Origin of the sequence: Cupriavidus sp. WKF15 (genome assembly GCF_029278605.1) — a bacterium.
In the GTDB taxonomy this organism is placed as follows: Bacteria; Pseudomonadota; Gammaproteobacteria; order Burkholderiales; family Burkholderiaceae; genus Cupriavidus.
Genome location: NZ_CP119572.1, coordinates 3,238,010 through 3,253,144, shown reverse-complemented (window position 1 = coordinate 3,253,144; position 15,135 = coordinate 3,238,010). Strand labels below are relative to the sequence as shown.

At 55.9% G+C, this 15,135-nt stretch carries 13 protein-coding genes; 10 read left to right on the top strand and 3 right to left on the bottom strand.

What is annotated here, in order from left to right; translation table 11 throughout:
• Positions 1-1,075 precede the first annotated feature (1,075 nt).
• The 4 genes from CupriaWKF_RS15060 to CupriaWKF_RS15045 all read left to right on the top strand — a co-directional run bounded on the left by CupriaWKF_RS15060 (position 1,076) and on the right by CupriaWKF_RS15045 (position 5,442).
• Positions 1,076-1,621, top strand: coding sequence for an HAD domain-containing protein (locus CupriaWKF_RS15060; protein ID WP_276098639.1), 546 nt, complete (start codon positions 1,076-1,078; stop codon positions 1,619-1,621).
• Positions 1,622-1,639: 18 nt separating this feature from the next.
• A complete protein-coding gene (locus CupriaWKF_RS15055; RefSeq protein ID WP_276098638.1) occupies positions 1,640-2,143 on the top strand; it encodes a 3'-5' exoribonuclease in 504 nt (167 codons plus the stop codon).
• 103 nt (positions 2,144-2,246) lie between these two features.
• Positions 2,247-2,750 carry a hypothetical protein gene (locus CupriaWKF_RS15050; RefSeq protein ID WP_276098637.1) on the top strand — a complete coding sequence of 168 codons (504 nt, stop codon included), beginning with the start codon at positions 2,247-2,249 and terminating at the stop codon, positions 2,748-2,750.
• Between the two features lie 1,096 nt (positions 2,751-3,846).
• A complete protein-coding gene (locus tag CupriaWKF_RS15045) occupies positions 3,847-5,442 on the top strand; it encodes an anti-phage dCTP deaminase (RefSeq protein ID WP_276098636.1) in 1,596 nt (531 codons plus the stop codon).
• Between the two features lie 161 nt (positions 5,443-5,603).
• On the opposite strand, the gene CupriaWKF_RS15040 is transcribed toward CupriaWKF_RS15045, so the two are convergent.
• Entirely contained in the window at positions 5,604-5,753 is a 150-nt protein-coding gene (locus tag CupriaWKF_RS15040) for a hypothetical protein (RefSeq protein ID WP_276100879.1), read from the bottom strand.
• Positions 5,754-5,921: 168 nt separating this feature from the next.
• Positions 5,922-7,670, bottom strand: coding sequence for an AAA family ATPase (locus tag CupriaWKF_RS15035; RefSeq protein ID WP_276098635.1), 1,749 nt, complete (start codon positions 7,668-7,670; stop codon positions 5,922-5,924).
• Between the two features lie 1,120 nt (positions 7,671-8,790).
• Here CupriaWKF_RS15035 and CupriaWKF_RS15030 point away from each other — a divergent pair.
• From CupriaWKF_RS15030 to CupriaWKF_RS15005, 6 genes are all read left to right on the top strand, one after another.
• Positions 8,791-9,279, top strand: a complete 489-nt coding sequence (locus CupriaWKF_RS15030) for a hypothetical protein (protein ID WP_276098634.1) — start codon at positions 8,791-8,793, stop codon at positions 9,277-9,279.
• A 723-nt stretch (positions 9,280-10,002) separates the two neighbouring features.
• Entirely contained in the window at positions 10,003-10,800 is a 798-nt protein-coding gene (locus CupriaWKF_RS15025; RefSeq protein WP_276098633.1) for an amino acid ABC transporter substrate-binding protein, read from the top strand.
• 102 nt (positions 10,801-10,902) lie between these two features.
• Positions 10,903-11,556 carry an amino acid ABC transporter permease gene (locus CupriaWKF_RS15020; protein WP_276098632.1) on the top strand — a complete coding sequence of 218 codons (654 nt, stop codon included), beginning with the start codon at positions 10,903-10,905 and terminating at the stop codon, positions 11,554-11,556.
• A 37-nt stretch (positions 11,557-11,593) separates the two neighbouring features.
• Positions 11,594-12,346: an amino acid ABC transporter ATP-binding protein gene (locus CupriaWKF_RS15015; protein ID WP_276100823.1), complete on the top strand. Its 753-nt coding sequence runs from the start codon at positions 11,594-11,596 to the stop codon at positions 12,344-12,346.
• A 412-nt stretch (positions 12,347-12,758) separates the two neighbouring features.
• The gene (locus CupriaWKF_RS15010; protein WP_276098631.1) at positions 12,759-13,928 is read left to right on the top strand and encodes a glycosyltransferase family 9 protein; all 1,170 of its coding nucleotides are present in this window, start codon (positions 12,759-12,761) and stop codon (positions 13,926-13,928) included.
• Positions 13,871-14,647 (top strand): enoyl-CoA hydratase, encoded by a 777-nt coding sequence (locus tag CupriaWKF_RS15005; protein ID WP_276098630.1) that lies wholly within the window; start codon positions 13,871-13,873, stop codon positions 14,645-14,647. Before CupriaWKF_RS15010 ends, CupriaWKF_RS15005 begins: the two co-directional genes overlap by 58 nt.
• A 40-nt stretch (positions 14,648-14,687) precedes the next feature.
• Here the strand turns inward: CupriaWKF_RS15005 and CupriaWKF_RS15000 are convergent, their stop codons facing one another.
• Positions 14,688-15,035, bottom strand: coding sequence for a hypothetical protein (locus CupriaWKF_RS15000; RefSeq protein ID WP_276098629.1), 348 nt, complete (start codon positions 15,033-15,035; stop codon positions 14,688-14,690).
• Positions 15,036-15,135: the final 100 nt, after the last annotated feature.

The window sequence follows — 15,135 nt, the reverse complement described above, 5'->3', positions numbered from 1 at the left end:
GCCAATCACGACGTGCATGATTTGCGACGCAGATCTTCGCGAACAGCGAGGCAGAGAGATCGACTCCCGAGATTTGGAGGCAGCACGTGCGCTACATTCTGCTATTTCAAAGCGCATTGTCAGTTCGAATTTTCACCTAGAGCAATTACGCAAAAGAAACTCCTTGCCAGTGTTGCATGGCTACCTGTACCCCATGGCAAAATTCACAGGGTCGACACGGTCACGCATGTTGGGGCTCCGTTACGACATGATATTCGGCAGCAGATGGGAAGAGATTCGAGACGTCGAGCTGTTCGATGGCCAGCGAGAGTCCCGAGCCTGAAGACCTCAACTGGTCTCGTCCGATGAAGATAGAAATCGAACTACGCCAAACGACACCGGTCGTCGGTCAACCGGAGATCATATTGTTCGATTGGGCGCTTTGGGAGATCCCCGGCGGGGAGAGATACTTCGTGGGACGTCAACGCGGTGGCGCCGGAAGGGTTAGCTCGGCGGTCCTGCGTCTCGACGCTGAAGCGATGGCTGGCTATACAGTTTCCGGGAGACGGTATTGTGTTGTAGGTCCGTCGCGCCTTGACGGAAATGGAGCCTATGTCTGTCACGATGGTGTGCGTTGCGTGGGATCGGAGAGACTCGTGACGTGGGCTACCTGCTCACCACGCCTTAGCGAGCAGGCTATGTGCTTGAACTGGATGGTGTCGAGATGTTGAAGGTGACAATAGAGCTAGTGCCGAACGGCGATGAAGAGCGAACACTGGTACTCGGTGAGTTGACTATATCAAACACCGGTCATCCCACAGTGGATGCCGGTAACTACGAAGCGGTACTTACCGAGTTTCACAGGGGCAGGACTGCCCAGGAAAGCGGCAGATTTCGCACGGTGGCGTCGATACATGGCCTGGAACGGGATGTCCTTCGGCCGGTGCAGCTTGTTGGAGCGGCGCTTAATCTATTGGCGCCATTAAAACGGACGATGCACAGTTCCTCCGATCCGTATGGAGTGGTTCATAGCTGTGAGGAGCTATAACGTCGATGGAACCACCGAGGGAAGCGCGGGAGCGCTATTCGCACTGAGATGATCCTGTTCCTTGACTATGATGGTGTGCTTCATCCGGATGCTGCTTACTATGTGCAGTCCAGGAAGGGATCCTATATTGAACTTCGCGCCGAGGGCGCGCTGTTCATGTGGATGCCGATTCTGGAGGAAATCCTGAGCCCATACAGCGAAGTGAGGATTGTTCTATCGACTTCGTGGGTCCGAGAGCTTGGTTTTTCGAAGGCAAGAGGTTTTCTATCGCCATGGTTACAAAGTCGTGTTATCGGGGGTACTTGGCACTCGAAGATGTCGCAGCACAGGGAAGGGTCCCACCGGATTTCTGATAGGTGGAGCGAGCTGACGCGGTATCAGCAAATTGCAAGATACATCAGCACGAAGAAGCCAGGGGACTCCTGGATCGCAATCGATGACGACATTGTGGGTTGGGATCGAAGCGTTGAGCATCGGCTTGTTCCGACCGACCCAAGTGCAGGTCTTTCTGATCCGGCTACTCAAGAGTTGTTAATCGAACGGTTGGATGCTTGCGCGCACTGCGGTGATCCTGGCGCGAGCAGTTCCAATTGACTTGTTGGGGGGGCGACCGTGAAGCTCTTTGTCGATTGCGAGTTCACAGACTTCATCTGTTGCGAGTTGATTAGTATTGCGTTGGTCAGCGAAACCGGTGATGAGTTCTACGGCGAACGGTCCGATTTCGACCTGTCGGTATGTAGCGAGTTTGTTCGTGAGGCAGTACTACCACAGCTGGGGAAGCCGACCGTTCCCGTCTACACGGCTTGTGAGCTACGCGAGGCATTGCTCAACTGGTGGCGGGAGATTCCCGGTGCAATTGGCGAGTGTCTAGTTTGCGTCGACAACGTTATTGATTGGGATCTGCTCATCGATCTGCTAGGAGAGGTCCCCAGCGGGTGGCGAGGGGTTCTTGTCGGGCACTTAGTCAATCCTAGTCACCAGGAGGCTTACTTTGCCGCATATGGTGGGAGGCATCATGCCCTCCACGATGCCCGCGCGCTGCGAGCCTCTCTAGTAGGGGAGCTAAGCAATGTTGTCGCTGTAGCCGATGTGAAGCCTTCACGCTTCAATTTTTGACATATACCTTACCACCGTCAGATCATGGCATGCTAGACGGACTCGCGTACTTGAAGTTGTAATGGTCTCCACGTAACAGCGTAGTTACTGGACCTGATGTCGCATGCTGATATTCCTCGACACTGAATTCACCAATCTCGCCGACCGAGAGCCTATCAGCATAGGGATGGTGTCGGAGGATGGGCAGCATGTTTTCTACCGGGAAGTGGCGAACTTCGACTTCGACACGTGCAGCGCGTTCGTACGGGCGAATGTTGTACCCCTTCTCGGACGCTATAAGGATGTGACCGTCCAGGCGGTAATGCTGCAGGCTGACGTTCGGGGTTGGATTGGTACTCTTCCTCGAAGCCTAACCATTTCATGTGATAGTGAGTGGGACTGGGAAATCTTCGTCAAGCTCGCAGGCTGTCCCCTACCGACGAACGTCTCCGGCCGATTTGACTTGCGCCCGCTCATTGACACAACGGTGTTTCACAAAGCGGTTTGTCGATTTCACAAACATCCTGATCGCCCGTGGCACCACGCGCTACATGACGCACTTGCGCATCGCGTTGGCTGGATGGCTTGGAATGATGCGCGCAGGCAGGCGATGTTGTCAGCCAAGTAGGTGAAACAACGTTCCGCATGATGGACTACTTAATGGCGCATTCTGGCGCCGGACCGACTGGACCACGGTAGCGGCACGCCACCGGCGAGGCAATGCGAACCTGCTGCGGTGATCTCAATCGCCTGCAGCGTCAAGGCCAACCGGCCCTTTGCTGCCGTACCAATTGCCAGCTACCCATGCATCCCAGTCCCATGCATAGGCTAGATCCCCCTCACCGGGAAACGACGGTACGGCAGAGCCTCGAATGTCGTGCCAAAATTGATCTCGCCAAGGCGGCGGGACTTCGGCCAGGCGCACGAAAAAACGACGTCCCTTGTAGTTGTGGGCGGGCACTATCTGCACCAGATCGTCTCGAGTCATTCTTCTCGCTCTTTTATTGATGCTGCTGGATCTTGCATACGCGACGCAACGCCGAACTACCTAGCATGCGGTGCGTTTAAGGAATCATTCCGCAAGCCTTTTGCCGTTTGTAATGCATAAGGCGCGTTGGATTTCCGCTCCCATGGTATGCCCGTTCGCCGCCGCTTCCTCCCGTAGCCTTGAAAGAGTGATGCGCGTACAAGCAATCGGCCAGGACTGGTCCTCACCCAGTGTGGAGTTAGCAAATCGCCCCGGGTCGAAATAACGCAAAAAAACTGAACGTTCTTGCCGTTTTCTTCCTTGGTGAAGTCGGGGTGCGCTCTGTGCATCATGCGAACACAGAGATCCACCTCGCCTTGAGACGGTCAAAATCCGATGTGCCCTGGGTCAGATCGTACCGACATGGTGAATAAGGCATATTAAAAGGTTGTACGCAGCATTTTGTCGTCATTGGGATCCCACAGCCAAGCCGTGGCGGTAGTGCGATGGGCGAAGCCTGAGGGTCTTCGTTCGTACCTTGGGTTGCGTATGGAGCACATGACAGGGCGTTGCCGAATGCTGATCGAGTTGAGTGATGAGCAAATTGAGCGCGGCGGTTGAAAAGAGCAAACGCACCCTACCTTTGAGGGGTATCCTAAGCATTCCTTGAGCGGGATAGTGACTTTGTAACTTTGGTCGGCAACCGAGAGACCACAAAAAGAGGTTGTCGAGATGAGTTTCATCACTAGTAAAAGAGATGGCTACTGCAATTAGAAAAAGATCAGTGCAGGTACCGGTCAAGGGCGATGCAGAAAAATCGCTAACAGGTCGAGAGAAAATCGCGAAGTTCAAGACGCCTGAACTTGTCATCGCCTTATGTGGCCCGATCGGCTCGCCTCTTCATCGGGTAGGCGAGGAAATCGGTCAAGTGCTCGAGGAGACTTTCGGCTATGAGAAACCTCAAATATTGAGGCTCAGTGATTTCATAAGGGAACATGCCGCAAGCGTAGGTATGGCTATTCCTGAGGGATCGAGATTTGATACGGTCGAAGCTCTAATTGATGCTGGAAATCGGCTGCGTGCGAAACATGGCGCTGGAATTCTTGCTGAAGTTGCCATTAGCCGAATTCGCCTGGCGCGAGAGCAAGCAAAGGATGAAGAAACCGGTCAATACCATCCACGACGAGTTTGCCATATTATTGATTCCATCAAGAATCAAGAAGAACTAGATGTGCTGCGCGATGTCTATCGCGACATGGTGTACATGATCGGTGTGTTTTCTCCTGTGTCAGTTCGGGAGAAAGCACTCCGCAAGGAGCTCGAGCTCAGCGAGATATATCGCCTCATTGACAAAGACTCGGGCGAGGAGTCTGAAAATGGACAGACGGTGAGGGACACGTTTCCTCAGTCCGATTTCTTCTTAAGGGTGGACAGCAACAAGGATTCACAGTTGAAGAAACGTGTTGAGCGATTTCTTCACTTGGTGCTGGGCACAAAGTTAATTACGCCCACTCCGAATGAATCGGCAATGTATGCGGCAGCAATGGCTGCCACAAATTCCGCATGTTTGTCTCGGCAAGTCGGAGCTGCTGTCACCAATAGCGACTTCCAGGTCATTGGGACAGGATGGAATGATGTCCCGAAGTTCGGTGGAGGACTGTATCAAGCGTCTTCCCCATCTCTATTGGGCGATGCTGACGAAGATGGGAGATGCTGGAATACGGACGGCGGTAAATGCTTCAATGACGCGGAAAAGAAGCTTTTCGCCAAAGAAATGGTGGCGACCCTGAAGGGCATAATTCCGGCCGAAAAAGAGGCAGAAGCACAAAAGGCGCTAGAGAAGGCTGGGAAACTCAAAGGACTCATTGAATTTTCCCGGGCGATACATGCCGAAATGCATGCGATTATCAATGCGACACGTACGAGTGGGGACGCTATTGTTGGTGGAAAGCTTTTTGTGACGACTTATCCATGTCACTCCTGCGCGCGCCACATTGTTGCTGCCGGTATCTCGGAGGTCTATTTCATCGAACCGTACAGGAAGAGTCTCGCGATGAAACTTCACAACGATGCAGTGACGGAGCATGAATCCGAGGTCGAAAAAGTGCGGATTCTGGCGTACGATGGAGTTGCACCGTCGCGATATCTGTCGCTCTTCAAGATCCCCAGCGGGGGCCGTAAGAGGGATGGCAAGATCATCAAGATCAATGCGAAGTCAGCGACACCTAAGCTTGAGAAGAACATGGAAGCGCTTGCCGTTCTCGAAGCTTTTGTCGTATCATCGCTGGCTCACAAAAAGTTAGTGGACGCCAACGGAGGGGCTGAAGATGGACCGGATCCCGCTGCAGCTTAGTCTTAATTTCGATTCAGACGGTGAAATTACCCTGGTACAGGCGGCACCGGAGAAGCGGCCCACTACTGCGACCGTGGTATGTTTGAAACAATTTCGCACTGGGCGTACGGAAGGCGCAGATGCGACTGATACCACACTTCTCTACAGAAGCATTTTGGATTCTATAAGGCACTTTGCCTGACCGCCACGGTGTGATGCAGGCTGATAATGCGTTTGTCACGAGACCCGCCCGTTGGCGGGTCTTTCGCTTTTTGGCGACTGACATTTTGCTTGCTGGTCTGGATCGAGCGCAGCAGATAGGACTTCAGCATGAAATCCTCCAGCCTTGGCCTGGTGAACAAGCTTTTCGTGAAGGTGTCTGCGCCGCGCATAAATGGAGGATGAGTTCCTCAAATCAACGCTTCGACAGTCTTCGTGCTGACTTCTGTTGGAGGTATTTCGGCGGCCTGCTAGTCCTGGCTGCATCGACTAAATGCCGATTACAGCTTATCCAACACTTGCTCCAAGTTTTTCCGAAGCGGCTCAAAATCCCACTTGCTGTCAGTACTTCTGATTTGCTTAACAACCAATTTTGCCAAAGCTTCCTTGTGCTCTCTAACGATGCACTTGGAGGCCATTAAGCGCTCCGTGGGATTATCAAGTTTCTCTTCCAGATAATCGTCAAACGCTGTGTCCGTCTTGGTGAAGTTATAAAGGGATAGCATGTTCGAGCGCGTTACTAGCCAACCACTGCTCTCGGCATGATTCCATGCCTCGGCAGGATATAGCTCTTCCAGTGCCACGGGCACTTTAAACTTCTTTTTTCTCAGACTTAGTGCAAAACCTTCAGCGGAGAGCTTCACGGCACGGGCTCGTGTGCTCCCGCTAACCATGCTATTGAATTCTTGTATAGAGGGCTTAACCGCCTCCTCGTTGTCAAATAGACCAATAGCTACAGCAGTCGAACGGCGGTAATGCCAGGCAACCAGCGAATCTTTGACCCAGCCATGACCCCCTCCATTTTCAGTGCTACAACAAATTTGCAGTTGGGATGATTCAGGGAAGAAACGTTCTTTGATCGCATCTAGCACTATCTTATCTGTTGGTCCTTCAACGAAAATGGTCGGTATATTGGTGTCGATAGCTGAGCGTAACTTTGTTCTTAGTGCCTCTACCTGTTTTTGCCAATCCCTAAGGTAAGGGCGTAGGAGGTCGAGCAAGCCTGTGGCGGAATCCAATGTCTCCGTGTTCTCCGCTCCGCTCCTTTCCTGTGCGATCGTTCCCAAATCAGGCGAGAACGAGATTTCCTGAATAGTAACCGCCGCAGGATCTGCATCTTTGAACGCAGAATAAAAAACTGGTGAATGCGTGGTGAGCAATGTGGGAATTGACGCGCTGGTGTCAAGGAACTCCTTGGCTAGCTCGAAAGCTCTCCTAATCTCAAGATTGTTTTCGGGCTCTTCATAACCCCATATTGATACAACACGTGGGCGGCCTTTCGTTGATAGATGATTCGCTTGCTCTGCTAACCATCGCAGAATAATTGGAATGTGACGAACTTTTATGCCGTCACCCCGCTGAGCTAGCGTAACTGCATATCCTTGGCGTTCGGAGTGAAACTCTAATTCGGAGAACAAACGGCGTAGATCGGTCGGGAGCTGTATCTGTGATTTGAGTTTAAGGCGACTATCGAGTTCTGCCAGAATCTGTCCAGTGTGCTGCCGTATTTCACCGGTGAAGCCTGTGGCTGCGCCGCGTATAGACTCACGAACGGTCGAATCGAGCATGTCATAGACTGCCGTCAGGAGGCGTTGGAAATATTCCTCCCCCTTTACTGCGGGCACATAGTCATATCGGATGGACCGGAGAAAGGCAACCGCTCTCGATCGGCCTGGTAGCGGCGATTTTGACTCAGTTTGAATCTCGTCTAAAACAATGCCTTCTTGCCGCCAACGCTTGATCCAAACCAGTCGTTCGGAGAGCGAATAGTTTTCGGGAAGTCGGAAGGTAAGTGATATTTCTATTTCCGAAGCTTTCCGAACCCTCTTCGTGGCAAATGCACAATAATCGCGCCCCCAGGAAAGCTGATGATCTCCGTCGCGATCATGATTGAAAAAGAGGTCAAGAGCTCGCAGGACGTTGGACTTTCCTTCGTCATTGCTTCCCACCAGTACGGTCAGGGCCTTTGTGTCAATAGTGAAGTCTCTCAACGACCTGAAGTTCTTAATGCGAATTTTTTCAAGCAGCACTCTTTACCTCTTCCGGCTCATCGTTATTGTGTGATGGCCGGAATTGTACCGCTGGCTGAACAGTTTGCGGGGCGATCCAATCGGCCTCGACTCAGTCACGCCCACGATGGACAGCACGGTGCCGAGGATGGAGCATATTTTCTCGAGATGTGGTTCCGGATTCCCGAGTACCAGCGACCGTACATATGGTCACGGGCCGAAGTGAATGATTTGCGGTGGCGAAACCAAGTACGGCATCAGCAAACGTGCTTATCCTCACTTCGACGTCCCTTCGCTTACCCTGGACGACGTCCGCGCGATCTACCTGGCCGATCAATGGCGCGTGTGCTCTTGCTACCGGATGCCGTGACCGCTGTCGCTGTTCGTCTTCGACTACGCCGTCAATCAGAGCCAACCGACAGCAAATGCTTCAGCGCGCGCTCGGCGTGGCAGTCGACGGCGTCATGGCCCGAAGACTGTCGGCGCCGCCGTAATAGCGAGCAAGGAAGCCCGCGCGCGTTTCATGATGATGCGCGCCTTCCCATGCATGTCGCGCCAACTTCCCCCGTAACGGGCGCGGCTGGTTCACGCGCATGTTCGTTGTCACCGTGTCTGCGTGAGGCAAGCCAATCCATTGCGAGCAAAACCATCTGGGGCGCCGCCATCGTGTTCGTCTCCACCGGCTTGCAGTTGACCGGCATCACGGACGCCAGCGGATACGCCAATGACGCCGCACCACCTTCACCAGGACCTTCTCGCTCTTGAACTCGTGGTCGTTTGCCATGGCTTATTGATGTATTTTGGCGTGTGTGTTAGCGGTGGTCGTTCCGTCTTGGGCAGCATTCAAGTCGTCTCAACAATGCATTGGTGGCCGACAACTCCGCCATTTCAATCGCCTACCCCTTTGGATGGGTGCAGTTCTAGCGTTAATTCCTTCTCTTGGTTGCCGATAAAGCTGGATCGGCCGCCAACCTCTAGAAGGTTATGGATGGCCCAATTCCCAGATCAATGATTGGAGGAGGCGCTTGCACTGTGCTAACAAGCAAGGCATATTCAGATACTTTATAGTCAACGCGAATTCTAAGTTATTGGTGCCGCGAAGTTTCACGGAAGCGCCATAAAACCTCACTCACAACTACATATGAATCAGAAGATTGAAAAGTTACTAAAATTGGCCGCACTGGAGTTTGGAGTATTTTTGGCTCAAATGGCAGTCTTCTTTCTTGTCGCCGTCTTCTTATCGCACTTCCTCGAAAGCCGCGAGTTGCTTAACGCTTATACTGAAGCGAAACTGGGCAATCATCTACTTGCCGAGTTTTGGTTCACGCTTCTAGGCGTCGTTGTAATGCTCGGATTACTTTCCCTCATCGCTGGTATTGCTCATACGAATGCTTTGGGACGTTTGTCGTCGGAAGTATTGCAGGAGGTGCCCCGAACGATCTATTTTTTCGGCAGCACTGCGGCGGGTACGGCTTCCGCATGGGCGGTTCACGAGTGGGCATATGGAACTTCGTCAGCAGCGATCGAGGCTCTCCGCGCAGCAGCAATCTTTGCAAGCGGCGCGTTCGTAGCGGGTTTCATTCTGAAGGCACTACTGAGCAGTACGAAATCTGGGGATCGCCACGCATAGCTTGGCGAAGCGGCAAGTTTTGGCGCACGCCGCCTGACGCTATGACAGTGCAACGACTATTAAGTCGCCGCTATGTTCCAGAAGCCCACATTGGGACACTGCCGACCAATCATGAGGGGGCTTGGCGTGGAACCGCGCTCGTGGGCCGTCCGCATGGCGGTGCTAAAGCAGATGCCCGAATAGTTGGGCTTTGTCCGCGGTGGGGTAGGAATTCTCGACTCGCGGGGCAAAGGTCATGTTCCGCAACCCGGGCCCGATCAGCGAACAGCCATGGTACTCCTGCGGGTAATGAGGAGATAAAGTGCCTTTTTGTGCGCTCTCGAGCTAAGTGGCACAATCTGCGCCGAATCTAGGGTTGAATGGCAGAATCGCCTTCGATACAACTGGCGAGAGCGTCTGCAACCCCTTGATTTTTCATCAGTTACATTCTGGGTCAGATTGGCGCGCGACAGGTGGTCCACCCGCGACAAAGGCATCGTTGCCGCTGCAGCCGGCCCTTTCAGTTCCCGCTTGCGCCGGAATCGTCGGTCCTGCTCTCGGGAAAGCGGCGGGTCCCCAGTGCCTTACCGGTGGTCGGCCGTGATGGTTTGCGCGATTGTCGGCGCCCTTCGCAATGCCGGCGCCGGGCGACGCTCTATAATCGCGCTGCTCACAATAACCTGAAGCCCGTCGATCTCCCTATCCGGACACCGGCGTGCCTGTCTATTTGCAATGGATACCTCCATGAAGAAGTTCGCCGCACTCCTCCTGATTTCGACCGTCGCGCTGCTTGGGGCATGCGGCAAGAAGGAACCGGCCCCCGCCGCCGGCACGGAACCGGCGCCCGCGGCCGCCAGCAAGATCATCGTCGGCCTCGACGACAACTTCCCGCCGATGGGTTTTCGCGACAGCAGCAACGAGCTCGTCGGCTTTGATATCGACATGGCCAAGGAAGCGAGCCAGCGCCTCGGCATGACGGTGGAATTCAAGCCGATCGACTGGAGCGCCAAGGAAGCCGAGCTCAACGGCAAGCGCGTGGATGTCCTGTGGAACGGCCTGACCATCACGGAAGAGCGCAAGCAGAACATCAGCTTCACCGCCCCTTATATGACGAACCACCAGATCGTCATCGTCGGCGCCAAGTCCCCGGTGAAGACCAAGGCCGAGCTGGCCGGCCGCATCGTCGGCGCGCAGGATGGCAGCAGCGCGGTGGACGCCATCAAGAAGGAAGCGCAAGTCGCCGCCAGCCTGAAGGAACTCAAGACCTTTGGCGATAACGTGACGGCCTTGATGGACCTGTCGGCCGGCCGCCTCGATGCGATCGTGGTGGATGAAGTGGTGGGCCGCTACCTCATCAGCAAGCGCGCCGGCGAATACCGCGTGCTGGACGAGAACTTCGGCACCGAAGACTATGGCGTTGGCGTGCGCAAGGACGACGCCGAATTGCTCGGCAAGCTCGACAAGACCCTGGGTTCGATGAAGGAAGACGGCACGGCCGCGCGCATCGCCACGAAGTGGTTCGGCGCCGATATCACCAAGTAAGCCCGGCCTTTCGCGACGTCCGGCCCTGCATGGGCGCGGCGTCGCGCCTTCTCGGGGTCCGGGCTGTGGCCCCGACCCCGAATCCATTCCATCCGCGCAAGCATGGATTACGTCTTATCCCTTCTGCCGCCATTGGCGCAGGGTGCCAAAGTCACCCTCACACTGTTCGTCATTACGCTCGCTCTCTCGGTACCGCTGGGGCTGGGGCTGGCGCTGGCGCGCATCTCGAAATGGCCGCTGCTGAGCGGCCTTGTCAACGGCTACATCTGGCTGATGCGCGGTACGCCGCTGATGCTGCAGATGCTGTTCATCTATTTCGCGCTGCCGTTCGTGCCGGTCGTCGGCGTGCGCCTGCCGGACTTTCCCGCGGCGGTGGTCGCGTTCGCGCTGAACTACGCGGCTTATTTCGCGGAAATCTTCCGCGCCGGGATCAAGTCGGTCGATCGCGGCCAGTACGAAGCCAGCAAGGCGCTGGGCATGAACTACTTCCAGACCATGCGGCGCGTCGTGCTGCCGCAGATGGTCAGCCGCGTCCTGCCGCCGGTCAGCAACGAGACCATCACGCTGATCAAGGACACGTCCCTGATCTACGTGCTGGCGCTCAACGATATTCTTCGCACCGCGCGCGGCATCGTCCAGCGCGATTTCACCACCACGCCTTTCCTGGTCGCCGCGCTCTTCTATCTGGTGATGACGCTGATCCTGACCTGGTTCTTCCAGCACCTCGAGAAACGCCATGCCAAACATGATGACTGACCCGGTCGCAGCCAGATCCGATCGCGCGCCCGGCGTCATGGTCGCTGCGCGGGACATCGTCAAGGCATTCGGGCCGCTGCAGGTCCTGCACGGCGTCTCCCTGACCTTGCGCAAGGGCGATGTCACGGCGGTGATCGGGCCTTCGGGCTCGGGCAAGAGTACCTTGCTGCGCTGCCTCAATCACCTCGAGGTGATTGACCGCGGCACCATCGAAATCGACGGCGAGGCGTTGGCAAGCACGGGGCCCGACGGCGCCGCCAGGTACGTGCCGGACGCGGAAGTACGCCGAATCTGCCGCAAGATGGGCATGGTGTTCCAGTCGTTCAACCTGTTCCCGCACATGACGGTGCTGCAGAACATCATCGAAGCGCCGATGACCGTCAAGGGCTTGTCGCGCGATGCCGCGGTGCCCAGGGCGGAGGAGTTGCTGCGCAAGGTTGGGCTGCTGGCCAAGCGGGACAACTATCCCGCGCGGCTGTCCGGCGGGCAGAAGCAACGGGTGGCGATCGCGCGCGCCCTGGCGATGGAACCCGACATCATGCTGTTCGATGAGCCGACTTCCGCGCTAGATCCGGAACTGACCGGTGAAGTCTTGCGGACCATGCGGCAGTTGGCTGAGGAGCACATGACCATGCTGGTCGTCACGCATGAGATGGGCTTTGCTCGTGAGGTCGCCAATCATGTCGTGTTCATGGATGAGGGCAGGATTCTCGAGGAAGGGTCGCCCGAGCGGGTGTTTGGGGCACCGGCCCATGCGCGTACCCGGGAATTCCTGGCGCACATGCTCTGATCCTGTGGTCGGCCACCGCAGGAGATCGAACATCTTGCGATGGCGCGTATCAGGGGAAGGAGCCCCTCTGCGCTATGTATTCAATAAGGGCGCCACTGGCGCCCTTATTGTTGCGCGGCTGACTTGGCGGCTCCGGCCCCGGCTCCGCCGAAGCCGCCACCGGGGTGCGAACGTTTTCCCATCCCTTCTCGTCGCCTATGTTTGAAGGCGGGCTGCGCTGCCCGTGGAGTTGAATATGACTTATGGCTATCATTTTTCCCGCTGAGGATGACCCAAGTCATTTGAAGGCAACAAAGATAGCTTTTTATTTGTCTTTATATCCGAACAAGGATCAGGCAGGCTCGACGCCTCTTTTCGCGGCGATGGGCTAGCCAATACCTCGTCCTACAGGATCGCGGCAGCTGGAGAGTCAATGTTGCAAAAAACGAAATTGGCTGAAGGGAAATCAAGGCAGCGGGCACTGGTTGTTTGCATTGGCGGCCTGGGCGATGTCGTGTGGGCGAGCGCATCCATCGATGCCTTGCGCGAAACCTATCGGAACGATATTGAGATCGACCTGCTGCTGAAGCACCGGTCTGGCGACTTGTTCAGGGACGACCCGCGCATCTCTCGCGTCCTCATCTTGCGCGGCGGCCCCAGGCTTCCGTTGCTGGTGAACCCGTACAAGTGGCTGATACTCTCCCGGGCGCTGCTTCGCTATCCGTATCACCTGATACTGGACCTGACCATCAACCGGACGGACTTTTTTCCAAGCCTGAGCTGGTTCTTCCCGACTGCCCACAAGGTCAAGGTCTATAAGGTGCGCCAGGAAGTGGATCCGCCGGACACCCACAGAACGACAGTAATTCAACGGCTGCTGGCCTATTGCATCCCGGACCATATCGCCCGTCGCGCGATGCCCTCCCTGAGAAGACCGGATATCGATATCCGCATGCGCTTTGGCCTTGAAGCGCCTTTTATCTGCCTGCATACGGGAAACAGTTCGTTCTATCACAACCGGGCGAATGCGCGTCTCTGGCCGGTGGAGCGATGGGTCGGGTTACTGGAGGGTTGGTCGAGGTTCTTTCCCCATCATCAACCCCTGCTGATCGGAACGCCCGCGGAAGCCAAGCATGTCGCGCAGATTGCGGGGAGGTTTCCTGGCGTCGTCAATCTCTGCGGGAAAACCTCCTTGCCCGAAATGATGGCGCTTATCGCCGACTCGGATCTATTGATTGGTACGGATACCGGGCCTACACACGTTGCGGCGGCATTCCGCACCCCAGTCATTGCGATCTTCGGGCCGACGCTGTCGCATGTGACCGGCCCGGCGGGCGATAGCGGAGACATGCGTATCGTCAAGCCATTGGCAGGCACGCGGATAGAGGACGTGCAGGTGGGCCAGGTCGTCAGCGCTTCGTACGAACTGATTGCGAGCCGGGAGGCTCTCCGTCGGGCAGCGCAATCCGCCCCAACACAAGCGGCTAACGTGGCAGACTTGCGACCAGACCAGCATTTGATTCGTTTGCAGATAAAGGAGAAGACATGTCATACGAAAACATCCTGGTGGAAACGCGTGGCCGCGTCGGCCTGGTCACGCTGAACCGCCCGAAGGCACTGAACGCGCTCAATGACGCGCTGATGGATGAACTGGGCGCCGCGCTGACGGCTTTCGACAAGGATGAAGGCATCGGTGCCATCGTTATCACCGGAAGCGAGAAGGCTTTCGCCGCCGGCGCGGACATCGGCATGATGGCCCAGTACTCGTTCATGGATGTGTACAAGGGCGACTACATCACCCGCAACTGGGAAACCATCCGCACCATCCGCAAGCCGATCATTGCGGCCGTGGCGGGCTACGCGCTCGGTGGCGGCTCCGAACTCGCCATGATGTGCGACGTCATCATTGCGGCCGAAAATGCGCGATTTGGCCAGCCGGAAGTCAAGCTCGGCACCATGCCCGGTGCTGGTGGCACGCAGCGCATGCCGCGCGCGGTGTCCAAGGCAAAGGCCATGGACCTGTGCCTGACCGCGCGCATGATGGATGCCGCTGAAGCCGAACGTGCCGGTCTGGTGTCGCGCGTGGTGCCGGCGGACAAGCTCATGGACGAGGCGCTGTCGGCGGCGGAAGCGATTGCCGGCTTCTCGTTGCCGGTGGTCATGATGATCAAGGAGTCGATCAATGCGGCGTACGAAACTACGCTCGCGGAAGGTGTTCGCTTCGAACGCCGGTTATTCCATTCGACCTTTGCCAGCGAAGACCAGAAGGAAGGGATGGCCGCCTTCGTCGAGAAGCGCAGCCCGAATTTCAAGCATCGCTGATAACTTGATAGGGGAATACCCGAGGAATTCAGAAGGATATTCATTCCTCCGTTACTGGGGAAAACCCGGTATTCCCTTGTTGATCAATGGGTTGCACGCGTAGGGCGATAAAGGTTGCAATGCGGATATGACAAAGGTGTTGCAACCTCCGGAAAATCAGCCTACTATTCGCCCCCTCGCAACACAACGCGGCGCTGCAAGGCAGGCGCAGCAAGGGTTGCGGGTCGATCGGGTGGTTTGGCAGCGCGCAGTTGGCGCAGCGAACCGAAGCAAAAAAGATTGCTGACCCGGGTTGACGAAGCGAAGAAAGTTCTGCATAATCTTCCTTCTCTGCTGCTGACAACGCAGCGCGCTGAACGGCAAAGCCGGCAGCGAAGTTCTTTAACAATCAAACAACCGATAAGTGTGGGCGCTGGGTAGCGGACGCACGAGGTCTTCGGACTTCGGAGCTTCAAAAGTTATCAGTGCTCGCACAGCAAAACGTGACT